The sequence below is a fragment of the Pseudoalteromonas sp. ABE4_541 genome, assembly GCF_056312285.1.
Window position 1 is genome coordinate 17,922 of the sequence record NZ_JBSVEM010000029.1, and the last position, 13,194, is coordinate 31,115.

The 13,194-nt window shown below is 43.6% G+C and carries 11 protein-coding genes; 6 read left to right on the forward strand and 5 right to left on the reverse strand.

Annotation, left to right across the window (positions count from 1 at the left end):
* Positions 1–36: 36 nt before the first annotated feature.
* The gene (locus ACW689_RS20075) at positions 37–1,257 is read right to left on the reverse strand and encodes an isochorismate synthase (protein WP_476294053.1); all 1,221 of its coding nucleotides are present in this window, start codon (positions 1,255–1,257) and stop codon (positions 37–39) included.
* 200 nt (positions 1,258–1,457) lie between these two features.
* On the opposite strand from ACW689_RS20075, the gene ACW689_RS20080 reads away from it, so the two are divergent.
* The 4 genes from ACW689_RS20080 to ACW689_RS20095 all read left to right on the forward strand — a co-directional run bounded on the left by ACW689_RS20080 (position 1,458) and on the right by ACW689_RS20095 (position 6,542).
* Positions 1,458–2,153, forward strand: coding sequence for a DNA-3-methyladenine glycosylase I (locus ACW689_RS20080; protein WP_476294054.1), 696 nt, complete (start codon positions 1,458–1,460; stop codon positions 2,151–2,153).
* Positions 2,153–3,601, forward strand: a complete 1,449-nt coding sequence (locus ACW689_RS20085) for a protein adenylyltransferase SelO (RefSeq protein WP_476294056.1) — start codon at positions 2,153–2,155, stop codon at positions 3,599–3,601. The genes ACW689_RS20080 and ACW689_RS20085 overlap by 1 nt, the downstream gene beginning before the upstream one ends.
* A 14-nt stretch (positions 3,602–3,615) precedes the next feature.
* Complete coding sequence (locus ACW689_RS20090; protein WP_476294057.1) at positions 3,616–5,394, forward strand: ABC transporter ATP-binding protein; 1,779 nt, start codon at positions 3,616–3,618, stop codon at positions 5,392–5,394.
* 107 nt (positions 5,395–5,501) lie between these two features.
* Complete coding sequence (locus ACW689_RS20095; RefSeq protein ID WP_476294058.1) at positions 5,502–6,542, forward strand: OmpA family protein; 1,041 nt, start codon at positions 5,502–5,504, stop codon at positions 6,540–6,542.
* Positions 6,543–6,604: 62 nt separating this feature from the next.
* Here ACW689_RS20095 and ACW689_RS20100 read toward each other — a convergent pair whose 3' ends face one another.
* From ACW689_RS20100 to ACW689_RS20110, 3 genes are read right to left on the reverse strand one after another with little or no spacing between them, the layout of a single operon-like run.
* On the reverse strand, positions 6,605–7,294 hold the full coding sequence (locus ACW689_RS20100) for a 4'-phosphopantetheinyl transferase family protein (protein WP_476294059.1): 690 nt from the start codon (positions 7,292–7,294) through the stop codon (positions 6,605–6,607).
* A 48-nt stretch (positions 7,295–7,342) separates the two neighbouring features.
* Positions 7,343–7,744: a hypothetical protein gene (locus ACW689_RS20105; protein WP_476294060.1), complete on the reverse strand. Its 402-nt coding sequence runs from the start codon at positions 7,742–7,744 to the stop codon at positions 7,343–7,345.
* Positions 7,744–9,396: a S41 family peptidase gene (locus ACW689_RS20110; protein ID WP_476294061.1), complete on the reverse strand. Its 1,653-nt coding sequence runs from the start codon at positions 9,394–9,396 to the stop codon at positions 7,744–7,746. The genes ACW689_RS20105 and ACW689_RS20110 overlap by 1 nt, the downstream gene beginning before the upstream one ends.
* A 230-nt stretch (positions 9,397–9,626) precedes the next feature.
* Here ACW689_RS20110 and ACW689_RS20115 point away from each other — a divergent pair, with 230 nt between their 5' ends.
* Together ACW689_RS20115 and ACW689_RS20120 are read left to right on the forward strand one after the other, a co-directional pair.
* On the forward strand, positions 9,627–10,004 hold the full coding sequence (locus ACW689_RS20115; protein WP_476294062.1) for a hypothetical protein: 378 nt from the start codon (positions 9,627–9,629) through the stop codon (positions 10,002–10,004).
* A 236-nt stretch (positions 10,005–10,240) separates the two neighbouring features.
* Entirely contained in the window at positions 10,241–11,404 is a 1,164-nt protein-coding gene (locus ACW689_RS20120) for a DUF3103 family protein (protein ID WP_476294064.1), read from the forward strand.
* 112 nt (positions 11,405–11,516) lie between these two features.
* Here ACW689_RS20120 and ACW689_RS20125 read toward each other — a convergent pair whose 3' ends face one another.
* Positions 11,517–13,169, reverse strand: coding sequence for an endonuclease (locus ACW689_RS20125; RefSeq protein WP_476294065.1), 1,653 nt, complete (start codon positions 13,167–13,169; stop codon positions 11,517–11,519).
* Between the last annotated feature and the right edge of the window lie 25 nt (positions 13,170–13,194).

Sequence of the window (13,194 nt, forward strand, 5' to 3'; positions counted from 1 at the left end):
AGTGATTTATACCTAGCTCAGAGTCACAATCAATTTTTAGGCGCTTTCTAACAGTGCTGTTTGGCTTAGCTGGTGGTAGCGCTTGGTTGCACCAAGGGCGTTTAACATAGTCGACATTTTCGCTTCTGTTTCAAACCATTCTGATGTTGGGTCGGATGCGGCAACAATGCCCGCGCCCGCAAATAGTTTGGCGTGATTGTCATTCAGTTCGCCACAGCGGATCACAACAACCCATTCGCCATTACCTTGTTTGTCGCACCAACCGACGATCCCGGAGAAAAAGCCGCGACTTTCTTCTTCTAAAGCCTCAATCCATGGGTAGGCCGCTGCAGTGGGCTTGCCACACAGTGCTGGGGTTGGGTGTAACCGGTTAGCCAAAGATAAAACATGTGTATCGGGGTTTTTCAATTGCCCTTCAATCTCAGTTGATAAGTGCCACATGGTTGCGGTACTGAGTAAAGAGGGGTTACTAGGGATACTCAGTTTTTCGCACCATGGTTGCAGTACTTGCGACATCTCTGCCAGCACGACTGCATGTTCATAACGATCTTTTTTGGAGGCCATGAGCTCCTGTTTGCGTTTGAACTCAAGCGCCATGTCGCAGACGCGTTTCGTTGAGCCCGCCAATGGATTACTCATAATCGATTCACCCTGCTTACGTAGCAGCAGCTCGGGACTGACGCCCATCAGTGTCGTGCACTGTTCAGTTGGAAACGAGAAGTGAAAGCCGCTATTGCTTTGCGTGAGTAGGTTAGCTAATACCACATCAGGGTGTAGTGCATTATCAAAATAGAGATCCGACTGTTTTGCTAATACTATTTTCTCTAATTGACCGCTGGCAAAACACGCTTTGGCTTTATTAATGGCATGTTCGTAATGTTGTTGAGATTGACGATGTTCAACGCGTTCTAAATTTGGAATACTTGGGTGATGTAATGAGCTTTTGGTATTTAACCATTTAGTAAAAGTTGCTTTATCGTACTTTTTCACTTGATCGGTGATAATAAATTGCGCTTTTTGCGATTTGCAAAACGGTAATACACCGAAAGCAACCGCGTCATCGTTTTTATTTTGTGCGAGCGCCTGTGTGACATGTTGAGCCAGTGCTTCATGGTCTTCTATACCTACAGTGAAGCGATGTTGTGGGTGGTGGGTGATATAACAGTGTGATCCTGCTGCAAACAGGGCATGTTTTGATGCATCAAATTCTCCAATGGATGTATCAATGGATTGTAAAGCGGATAATTCACTCAACATAGTTAGTCCTCATTCTCCAGCGCAAAGGGCGCGACTTTAGGTACTTTGTTGACGAAATTGGGTGCTAAATATTTAGTAAGATTGGCAAGGTAACCGTAATTTTTTTAGCTAAAAATAACCATTCCATTAACCTAAAAAGTTCACATCAAAAACTCAGATCAGTTACCCTTAGTTAATATTAAAAAGTTGCTGGCAAGAGCATGAGCGAATTCAAAAAAATTTATCAACGCGCGGCTGAGCGCAAAGGTTCAGAGGCTGTATTACGGGCGTTATTGAGCGAGCCTAGAAGTACGGACGAATTGTTGTCACTGAGTGATGACCAATGGTTGGAAGAGTTTACTCGTAAGATTTTTCAAAGTGGCTTTTACTGGTCTGTGATTGATGCGAAGTGGGCTGGCTTTAGAGAAGTCTTTTGGAATTTTGAGGTTGAAAAGCTACTCATGATGTCGCCTGAAATGCTAGAACAACGCGCCAGCGATGAGCGAATTATTCGCAACCATAAAAAGGTGATGACCATTCCCGAAAACTGTCTGATGATCTATGAAACGGCGCAGCAACATGGCTCGTTTGCCCAGTTTATTGCACAGTGGCCAACCGATAATATTGTGGGGTTGTGGCTTTATCTAAAACAACATGGGGCGCGATTGGGTGGCAACACGGGCCCATATGCACTAAGAGTGTTAGGGAAAGATACGTTTTTATTATCAAAAGATGTCGAGACGTATTTGCGCGCGCACAAGATTATTGATGGCGGCTTACAATCCAAAAAATCGCTACAGGCTACTCAATCATTTTTTAATGACTTGGTCGAGCAAAGTGGCTGGTCATTACAAGCATTGAGTCAACTGATTGCGTTCAGTGTGGGCGATAACCGACCTGTGGAGGAACATGCATAATGGCTTTTTACGACCGGTATTCGCGAATGGGCACTTCTTTTTGTGTGCCTTCCACACCACACTTTGTCAATCAACGTAGTAATGAGGCTCATTTGTTACTTTGGAATGAAAGCGTTGCACAGCGTCTTACTATTCCACTAAAAAGGCAAGATGCTGATCAATTACTCAGCGGTAGAACGGCACTCGAGGGGGCATCGCCTGTTGCTTTGGCTTATTCGGGTCACCAGTTTGGCCACTTTAATCCGACTTTGGGTGATGGTCGTGCGCATTTGATTGGCAGTTTCGATGATGCTCAAGGTAATAGTTATGACTTGCAGTTAAAAGGGTCTGGCGCTACAGCTTTTTCGCGCGGCGGTGATGGTTTATGTGCGCTAGGGCCAGCGGTAAGGGAATTTGTGATGAGCCAAGCAATGCGGGCGTTGGGGGTTCCTACCACAGAGTGCCTGGCGGTTGTGGCAACTGAGCAGCCTGTTTATCGCAATACCCGGTTACCAGGAGCGGTTGTATGCCGTGTGGCCAGTAGCCATATTCGGGTTGGTTCGTTTCAATATTTGGCGCTGAATCAAGATATTGATGGTTTGCGTAAACTCATGGAAATGGCCATTGCTCGCTATTATCCGCACATCGACGAACAAGGGAATGAGCGAGTTCTGGCATTCTTAAAAGCCGTGTGCGAGCAGCAAATAAAGTTGGTGATCCATTGGTTACGCGTTGGTTTTATTCATGGAGTGATGAATACCGATAACACGTTAGTTGGCGGTGAAACTATCGACTTTGGCCCCTGTGCGATGTTGGAATCATTTTCCTTTGAGCAGGTATTTAGCTCAATTGACAAGCATGGACGTTATGCCTTTGGTCAGCAACCACAAATTGCCAGTTGGAATTGTGCCCGTTTAGCCGAAAGCTTAATGAGTTTAATGAACGCAGAAGAAAGCCAAGCCGTAGAGCAATTAAGTGACGTATTAACTGTGTTTTCACAAAGCTTCAATCAACAGTATCAAGCGATGTGGGCGAGCAAGTTAGGGATATTAGCGTGGCAAGAGGAGGACAATGAATTGTTGTCTGAGCTATTGAGCACAATGAAAACACACCGACTTGATTACACCAATACATTTGCAGCGCTCACTAACTCATTACTCGAGCAGCCAATAGCATGTTTTTCAATACCAGAAGCGTTGAGTATTTGGTATCAAAAGTGGTTACAGCGTATTACCGTTTTTGAATGCGATTTGGTACTTGCAACAATGCAAGGTGCTAACCCCATGCTGATCCCCCGTAATGGGCTCATGGAGCAAGTCATTGACGACTATTATAAAGATGGCAAGAGTGACTTGTTAACGCAGTGGTTGCCGCTGTTAAATGACCCTTATAAATATCAAGAACTGGCGGCAATCTATACCAACTCCAGTGATAACGAAGACAATTATCAGACCTTTTGTGGCACCTAAGTATTGGATTTTTCATGAAACAAACACTTTCCTGGCAGGATATTAAAAATCAGGTTTTGGCACATAAAAAGCCATTAGTAATAGCGCATATCATCGCCTTTTTAGCAGCCTTAGTCAGTGTACCTATTCCCTTGATGATGCCATTGCTGGTTGATGAAGTTTTACTCAATCAACCTGGGCCTGCAATTGCGTTTTTAAACGGTTTTTTACCCAGTGAATGGCAGCAAAGTGGGGTGTACATTATTGCTATTTTGTGTGCCGTCGTGTGTATGCGATTAGGCGCTTTGGTATTGGGCGTGATCCAGTCACGACAATTTACCATTATAGGCAAAGATATCAGTCTCAATATTCGTGAACGTTTATTAGCGCATTTGCCGCAAGTTCAACTTAAAGAATATGAAACACAGGGGGCTGGCGCTATCAGTTCGCGGTGTATTACCGATGTAGAAACGTTAGATGGCTTTATCAGCCAAACGTTATCACGTTTTTTGATAGGTTTGCTGACCATAGTTGGTACCGCTGTGGTGTTGTTATGGATTGATTTGACTTTGGGGTTGGTGATTTTGTTACTGAATCCGGCGGTGATCTATTTTTCAAGACAGTTTGGTAAACGTGTTAAGCATCTAAAGAAAGAAGAAAATGCTGCATTTGAAGCGTTTCAATCATCGCTGGTGGAAACGCTGGACGCTATTTCTCAGCTTAAAGCTGTACGACGAGAAGCAACCTACTTTGAACATGTGAAATCGACGGCGAAAGATTTAAAGCATTTTGCGGTGCAATCTCAGTGGAAAACCGATGCGGTAAACCGCTTGAGTTTTACGGTCTTTTTGCTTGGCTTTGAGGTGTTTAGGGCCGTTGCCATGTTTATGGTGGTATTTTCTGATCTCACCGTTGGGCAGATTTTCGCGGTATTTGGTTATCTGTGGTTTATGATGGGGCCCGTACAAGAATTACTCGGTATTCAGTATGCGTATTATGGCGCTTCTGCGGCATTACAGCGTTTAAATCAGGTGTTTGCATTTGCAACCGAAGCGCCTGCACCTGAAAAAGTCAGTAATGTGTTTAATCAATCACAAATCAGCATTGAATTTAACCAAGTAGATTTTGCTTATCAGCCTGAACAGCCCGTTCTAAAAGAAGTGTCGATGCAGATCCCTGCGGGTAAAAAAGTGGCGGTTGTTGCGGTGTCAGGCGGCGGCAAGTCAACTTTAGTGCAGTTGCTACTTGGGCTTTATGAAAAACAATCGGGCGCCATAAAAATCGCAGGAGAGGATGTTGAAAGTGTTGGTTATCAATTGATTAGAGAAAATATTGCTACTGTTTTGCAACAACCTATTCTTTTCAATAGCAGTATTCGAGATAATTTATCACTGGGCCATAACCATACTGACACAGAGCTTTGGCATGCTTTGCGTGTTGCTGAGTTGGACGAGACGGTACAACAAATAGACGGTCAGTTAGATGCGTTGGTTGGACGAAATGGGGTACGTTTGTCGGGAGGCCAAAAGCAACGTTTGGCGATTGCAAGAATGGTGCTTGCAGACCCGAAAGTGGTGATCCTAGATGAAGCAACATCAGCGTTAGATATTGAAACAGAATCAAGAATACACAATAATTTAAAGAATTTTTTACATAACAGAACAACATTGATAATTGCGCATAGATTAAGTGCGATTAAGCAAGCTGATTTAATTTATGTACTTGATGATGGGAAGATTTCTCAAGCGGGTGATCATCAAAGCTTGTTACAAGAAGAAGGGCTGTATCAAACTTTATTTGGTCATCAACATTAAGCCAGTAGCGTCCTGTTAAGTAAAAATTAATTTATGTCCTACTATTATAGGGCTAAATTCATGAGCTATCTGTGCTCACATTGGAAATGAAAGGACGGGACGAAATAATGAAATTAAGATCGATAAGTTTAGCAATTGCAGCAGTGATGGCTGCAACATCAGCCAACGCGAACGAGGGTGTCTATTTTGGTATTTTTGGTGATTACTACGATGCCAACTGGAATGATATTCGTGACGCAGCAAGTGTAGACGTTGATGATTCAATGGGATGGGGCGCAGAAATTGGCTATCGTTTTAGCGACAGCTGGAGTGCGCGTTTTGAATACGCTGACATGGACTTTGACCTATCTGGTGCTGGTACGGGCTCACGTGACGCTGATCGCTATGGTATTGATGCGCTTTATCACTTTGATGACAGCCCTTTTTACGGCATTGTTGGTTTGAAGACGATTGATTTGTATGACGACTTAACTTTTGCAAATATCGGTGCGGGTTACCGACACTACTTTAACAATAACTTCTTCGTGAATGCTGAAGCGGCAATTTACCAAGGCTTAGATCGTGGTTACACCGATGCAGCTGCAAAAATAGGCCTTAATTACTCATTTGGCTCAAGTGCGCCGATGAAAAAAGTGGAGCCAGCACCTGCACCGGCGCCAGTGGAGCAACCCGTTGCTAAAGACAGCGATAAAGATGGTGTAATGGACGGTGATGATCGTTGTGCTGACACGCCAATGACTGAGGCAGTCGATGCTTCTGGTTGTACAAAATACGAAGAGCGCCAAACATCGGTGACTTTACTGGTACGCTTCTCTCATGACGTCGCTATGGTGAAACAGCAGTACTTTGATGATATCAATGAAGTGGCAGAATTCATGAAAGCACATGCCAACGCGACAGTTGTATTAGAAGGTCATGCATCGTCTATTGGAGATGCAAAATACAACCAGATGCTATCAGAAAAACGTGCTCAAGCGGTTGCAAAAGAGTTAATCAAAGATGGTATCGATGCAAGTCGTATTTCGACCATTGGTTATGGTGAAGAGCGTTTGAAAAACTCCGCTAAGACCAAAGAAGCACATGCGCAAAACCGTCGTGTAGAAGCGAATATCACTTCAACGGAACGCGTGAAGGTAAAGCGTCAGTAATTATTCATTACTTGTAGTTCAAAGGGCCTGCATTTGCGGGCCTTGTTTTTTTGAGCAGCGCCCTAGTTATCCAATTTAAAAGCGCACTCAGTAAGCACATAGTGTTCACTGATTTGGTAAAGTACTGTTACTTGCGTATTGATAGGGACTTCAGAGCTGAGTGTTTCGGTGATTTTAAAGAACAGTTGATTGTCATTGAAATCGATAAGCTGTGCTGCATCAAAACCAAAAAAACGTTTAACGCTGCTATAAAGCGCCTTATAGATACTTTCTTTGGCTGAAAACATCACCGTCAAGGGGCAGCTTACTCGTTCACCTAAGGCGGTAAATTGCGCAACTTCTAACGGGTGTAATATCTGTTTTTGTAGCTCATCTTCTTGTTTTTGAGACATGTGTCGTTCAATATCAATCCCAATTCCCGTGAGTTGTTGTGAAGGTGCAACCATCGCAATGGCAATATTTTGCGTGTGACTGATACTTCCTAATGTGCTTTGCGGCCAGATCGGCGCTCGGTCATTTGCATTATTGATTTGCGCATTGATGACCCCTAATTGCTGCAACGCTTGGCGCGCGCATATTCTACCCGCTAAATATTCTGCTTTGCGTTTATCAACGGCCTTATTGAGTTTTTCAGGGAATAGCACGCCATGAGTAACAAAGTCGTTCGCTTGAAATTCTGACTTGTCGAAGGCACAGCAAAAGTAAGGAAAGTTTAATTGTGGTGTAAGTTCAAAGGATTGTTGATAATTCATATTCGGTGTTAAGCCTAATTATCTGCTTAGCTATTATTAGTATTGCAGTTAATTGCCACTGCTTGATGCTTGTTCTGCGATGCAGTTTACATCGCTTAACGCCACATATGAATCGGTTTTTGCGTAATACAGTACACAGTCTTTACCACGAAGTTGTAGCTCAAAGCGCTTAATCGATAAGTTGTGTGTGCCCAAAATGGGCTTGCCATAACTTGATTCACTTGTGCCATGCTCTAAAAGCAAAGAGCTGCGTAAAGTAAATACATTATCAGCGATACGCGGGGCAAAACCGCCTTTTAAAGCAACAATAGCTTGCTGTACTTTGACCTTGTTAGCTGGGTTCTGATCAGTAAATAAGGCTGGAGTAGGCAACACAGGTTGGCTGTGTTGACAGCCAACCTGCGTTGCGAGCAATATCACAATTGAACAAGCAATAGGACGATGAGTCATTAGTTCTGCTCTTTCACTTGCAGCAAAACCGAACCATTTCTGAGCGGATGGAAAGGCAGTTCTAATGCCGGCCCCTGCACACTCCATGTCACCCCTTTAGCTGCGACATTCTGTTGAGTTAGGGCAGGTTTAGGGCACTGGCCCGTTTGAATGTGTGTTAATGCGGCTGCGAACATGGCTTCATTCGCTGAACCTAGTGGATGAGTAAAGTCATCAGCCACTTGGCAACCAGACACACGTGTCGACAAACCTACTTCGGTATTGTTTTCACTGGCTGGGACTGGCGTAAAGCCATCGGCGTAATCACCAAATTGTTTGGCATTTTCGCTTCTAAATTGCACGGTATAAAAAACCTCTCCACAATTTGGCGTTGGGTAGAAACCATAAGGCTTACCACAGGTTTGCGAACCAATAAGGACAACGTTGACATCAATACCGCGTAAACCGTTTATTACTAATTCACTTGCCGAACATGTGTTGTCTGTAGCAAGTATGTATACAGTATCTAAGTTAACACTAGGTAGCACTTCATCCAAGTAGACTTCAGCATCCCAATCTATTGCTCGATAGCCAAAACCAAGATACTTATTCTGTGCACTGAGTTTGTCATTGTATGTGGTCGCGCTGAAAACTTTGCTGCTACTATTTGGGCCAGCCTGAGTTAGATTAGGGCCCGCAAGCATATAACCCAGTTGCGCTGCCATATCGACTAAGCCACCGCCGTTATAGCGTAAATCCAGTACGAAATCGTCGATACCATTGTTGGCAAAGTTTTTAAATGCCTCGATAAGTGGACGCTGACCTACAGAAATGAACTGGTTAAATTGTACATAACCAACCTTACGGTCGCCGATATTGGTGATATGAGCATTTTGTACCGGTGTGGATTCAATATCACCTGCTACGAGTGTGACGTCGAGTTGCTCTGCTGTTCCTGTGTCTGCATTGACTCGGCTGATGGTAAATATATGTGACTCACCCGGTTTCGGTGTTAATCCCGCGTTGAGCGTGTCCACTCCACTCGTGCTGGTGTCATTAATATCGACGCCGTTAATGGCAGTCACACTATCGCCTCGTAAAAGGCCTGCAAGATCGGCTGGTGAACCATCTTGTGTAAATGCAACCTTGAGTACCCTCGGTGGGGTATTACTGATAAATGCCCAACGCACGCCATAACCTGCCACTACACCAGATTGAGATTCTTTCTGGAAATCCTCATAACTTTCAGAGTAGTGAAACTGATCTTTATCCTTACCTGATGCCGTTTTTGCTGTTGTGCGCAAAATATCAAAGTAAGAGACTGTCGACTCGAAATCATTGGGATTTGGATCCGGTAATTCGTCGTACCATAAATAAGTTTCGTGACTAAATGAACGAGCCCACATTTTTTCTAATTGCTGTGATCCCGCTTTATCTGGATAGGATGTATTTAAAAAAGGATCTATGCCCGCACGTGGGTTCTCACAGTAATTCGCGAATGTAGTAGCAGGTTTAAATACACCGGCTTGCCATGTCGCGTCAGGTGGCGACTGTGTTTGCCCGTTATCCAGGTTATTGGTTGCTCCACCGCCACTACCGCCGCCACACGCCGTTAATTGTGTGCAGGCAAGCACTGACAAGAAGCAAATTGATATGAAATTGGTCTTTTTCATGTTGATCATTTGTTTATTTAGTTACTCTCAAATTAGCAAGACGTACTGACAAAGGCAACATATAGGGGATATTTTGTATCAGATACTGGTACTCGCTTTTTATGATGCCCTTAAATATGTTCAAAGTAGCTATAGTCAGAGTTTAGGTTGCTATAGCCAGTTGCTACTTAGTTGGTTACACTTGTAGTTTAGCCATTACTTTGTAGTCAACCGTAGGTATTACAGTCAACATGTCAGAGATCCAGTTTTTAAACGTCGATTTAGAGTTAGAGTCAAAACATGACATTAGCGCTTTGGTAAATGATCTGAAAAAGAATGCGATTGTTTTGCACTATGATCAAGATGAGTATCGCCAGTTAGCGCGAGTGGAAGCCGATGTTGAGGTGACCAGCCCCGATAAGGCAATTAACCACTTGTGCGAGTTAATCGAGTCATGCTCTAAACCCGCTTTAAAACAATGGTTATCATGTACAAAACGGACCTTTGATATTGGTTTTAACTCAGGCACTTCACCAAAGTGTTACTCTCAGGCGTTACACGTGGATACTTTGTTAAGGATTTCCGCTATTGGTGCTGGCATTGAAATTACCCTTTACCCTGTTGAGTAATCGCTCTATCTGATATATTCCTAGGCTAGTGATGCCCCAGCTAGCCTTATAAACACCTCCAAGCCTTAATAAATAAGACTCTAATGTACTTAAGCTAAAATGACATAGTTCTATTTAGTGGAAGATAAGTACCTATAAAATTATTTTTGTTAATTTTAAATTAACAGGTTGATAAATTTTTAAATAAGTTTTATCTTCATCTACTCAAACACACGGATTATTGTCAGGAGTAGAATATGAAAAGAATAACAAAGCTAACATTATCAGCTCTGCCTGCACTTATGATGGCGATGTCTGCATCTAGTAATGCAAAGCAAGATGTATCAATCCAAAGCACATTCCCAGCATTGGATATGTACAACCCTGCTGGCGATCAGATTGCACAAATGAAGAAGCAGCTCGCACAGCAAGTTGCAAAACAGTTACCGAAGTTATCGGTACAACTGCAAGCGCAAATGAGTGAATATCGTGTTCAAGTACCACTTAGCTCTCAGCTTGCATCGGGTTCACTGGCTACTCAGGTAGATAGTGCAACCGAATATACACGCGAGTTGAAAGGTTTGTCGCAGTCAACTGAGTCCATTTACCAGTTGCGTTTGGCAGATAAAAAGATGCTTAAAGCATGGCAGCAAGGTGAACCTGCACTTGTGGCTTTCGCGCCAAAAGGTGACGATAAGAGTTGGACATATATTGAAGCATTTGATGCGCAGGGCAATGTCCATCTATTAGATGCGCATACGATGCCATCGCAACCTGTATTAGTTGTTGAAGTCGACGGTAAAAAAAGCCTTCAAGAAGGTTTAGTCGTGATGAAACGTGAGTTTGCAAAACGCTTGAGTCAACCACAGGTGCAAACGCAGGCTTCGACGGCAGAAGAACCAATTTCAACCAGTGTGCTTAACCGCATTCGTTTGAATAATGATCAAGAGCCTTGGATTTCAGGCGCAGCAGAAGTGTATGCAGTGGTAACGGGTGTAAGCCCAAGTCGTGATGAACCTGTACTCGATATTGTAGATATGCCGTATCTTGATCACGACAAGCAAGACTACACACCAAACCAAATTCTAATCCATTGGGAACGCTATCGTTGGCAAGCTGCGGATGTATTACTCATGGAGCAGGACGACAACACCAATTATAAAACGCTGGCGACGACATTCTTGGATATTGTGACACAAGTGATGCGCACCATCCCAGATCCAAATGTGCAAGGCTATGCGATTATTCCACAGTTGACCAATCAGCTGATAAAAGCGATGCCTGATTCTTGGTTTACTAATGACGATGACTATGTGGATGTATTTTATACGCTGTTTGAAGGACAAAATTATACAGGCCATATGGGCGCCAGTGGTAATGCGAAGATCACGTTATCTCCCTTAACAATCAACCCTCGTTAACTCCCCGTTGAGTCGGTTCGCGACCTGATGGATTAGGTCGCTTTTTTTATTCATTTAATAACCCTAGTTAGAAGCGAAAGGTTAAAGCCACCCAATGGGTGGCTTTTTTTATTTACCAAATTTGTTGAACAAATTCTGGGTGGTCTACATACGGATTACGGTTACCTTGGAATTGGTGTGCCGATTGGTTACGAGCTCGCTCTAAATCATCAACCGGGTCCATTTGGTGCCAGCGCAGCAACATTGCAACAACCCAAGGCTCGAACACTTGGTCCGAAGTACCATTAAGCACAGCATCGCTGTAGGTTGTATTGTTTTGCCAAGAACCGATCACATCTTGGTAGCGGGTTGCCATGTAGAAGTATGCACGGGCAAAGTCACCTTTAAACTGATCAATAGGTTCAAACACAGTGCCAGTATAATTTAGCGTGCTTGTTGCTGTGCCCAGTTTACTGCCGTTGCTTGAGGTATAAATCGCGCTGCTTACTTCACCAAAAGGATAATTACTGCGTTTAGAGTTAACAAAACCATCGGTAGCAAAAATGTGATGAATGTCAGAATTCATTGGTTCTATTTTACCGCCAAACCAACTTTTCGGGAATGAGTGTTCACGATTATAACAGCCACCTTCAGCTGAGTAAGAACCACATTGGTCAGTCACGGCAACATAGGTGATAGAGTCCGCGGCATTAGGTTTTTCAGAGTAGCGGTCCAAAACAGAGTTGTCCTTTTCAAAGTAATTGTCGCGCTCATACTGATCAATAAATTGCCAAATAGCACTATAACCTTGTGAATTGTGACTACTAATAATCGTGTGAAGTTGTGTTTTTAATGCGTAGCCCGTTAGGCCAGCAGTAGAAGCATAATATTCACTTGGATCGGTAGGTGTGGTGTTACCACCGTCATCTGTGCCACCACCAATGGTAAAGCTATGCTGCTGCTGGCTAGCAAAGCTACTGCCAGATGCTATCTCACCTTGTGGCCCGGTTAGCGTGTATGCGCCATTACCGAAGTTACAGCATAGGCCATCGCCATAACTATCAAATATGGTAAAGGTATAGTCACCATCGCTGACACAAAGCGCTTCGTTATGCGTAGTGTTGCTCGCATAGTTATTACCCGCAGCAATTTGTTGATTTGTAGCATTGGTGAGTGTCCAACTAGTTTCACTGCCATATCCATCGGTGGTGAGGGAGAGGTTTAAAGTCGTTGCTTGGCAGGAAGTGGGGGGAGTAGTCGGTGGGGTTGTAGGCGACGTCGTTGGTTGAAAGTTATCGATATAAACGGTTTCGCTACCATCAAAGCCACTCACATCGTAAAAACGTAGGCCGACATTGATATTGGTATCGGCTGTGGCGGTATAGGTGTAACTTATTTGCTGCCACTGGTTTAGCGTAAATGGGTCGGAATAGCCATGATAACCGTTAACGACTAGCCTTGCTTTTACACCTCCTTCAGTGTGATAAACCCAAGTACTGAAGTTATAGGTTTGTCCTGCTTGTACGGCAACTTGTTGCAGTAAGTCAGTGTTGCTTTGCGTTCCCGTGTTGACGGTAATTTGCGCGGCGTTCTGCCCTGATTTAACAATTGAGCTTGTTGCATTGATGCTAATGCCACTGTCAATTGTTGTCCATTGTGCAGGTAAGTTTTGTTGCCAATTCTCAAAATCGCCATTAGCGACTTGCGCAATCGCACTCTGACTAAGGGTGATTGCCGCAAGACCTAGCACAACTCTATGTTTATAGAAGTTTTTCCCGTGTTTCATTATTTAATCTCATTTAATAATAATT

What these genes read in the sequence shown, in the direction of transcription:
- ACW689_RS20075 (WP_476294053.1), bottom strand. Translation starts at nt 1,257, where the DNA reads ATGTTGAGTGAATTATCCGCTTTACAATCCATTGATACATCCATTGGA.
- ACW689_RS20080 (WP_476294054.1), top strand. Translation starts at nt 1,458, where the DNA reads ATGAGCGAATTCAAAAAAATTTATCAACGCGCGGCTGAGCGCAAAGGT.
- ACW689_RS20085 (WP_476294056.1), top strand. Translation starts at nt 2,153, where the DNA reads ATGGCTTTTTACGACCGGTATTCGCGAATGGGCACTTCTTTTTGTGTG.
- ACW689_RS20090 (WP_476294057.1), top strand. Translation starts at nt 3,616, where the DNA reads ATGAAACAAACACTTTCCTGGCAGGATATTAAAAATCAGGTTTTGGCA.
- ACW689_RS20095 (WP_476294058.1), top strand. Translation starts at nt 5,502, where the DNA reads ATGAAATTAAGATCGATAAGTTTAGCAATTGCAGCAGTGATGGCTGCA.
- ACW689_RS20100 (WP_476294059.1), bottom strand. Translation starts at nt 7,294, where the DNA reads ATGAATTATCAACAATCCTTTGAACTTACACCACAATTAAACTTTCCT.
- ACW689_RS20105 (WP_476294060.1), bottom strand. Translation starts at nt 7,744, where the DNA reads ATGACTCATCGTCCTATTGCTTGTTCAATTGTGATATTGCTCGCAACG.
- ACW689_RS20110 (WP_476294061.1), bottom strand. Translation starts at nt 9,396, where the DNA reads ATGAAAAAGACCAATTTCATATCAATTTGCTTCTTGTCAGTGCTTGCC.
- ACW689_RS20115 (WP_476294062.1), top strand. Translation starts at nt 9,627, where the DNA reads ATGTCAGAGATCCAGTTTTTAAACGTCGATTTAGAGTTAGAGTCAAAA.
- ACW689_RS20120 (WP_476294064.1), top strand. Translation starts at nt 10,241, where the DNA reads ATGAAAAGAATAACAAAGCTAACATTATCAGCTCTGCCTGCACTTATG.
- ACW689_RS20125 (WP_476294065.1), bottom strand. Translation starts at nt 13,169, where the DNA reads ATGAAACACGGGAAAAACTTCTATAAACATAGAGTTGTGCTAGGTCTT.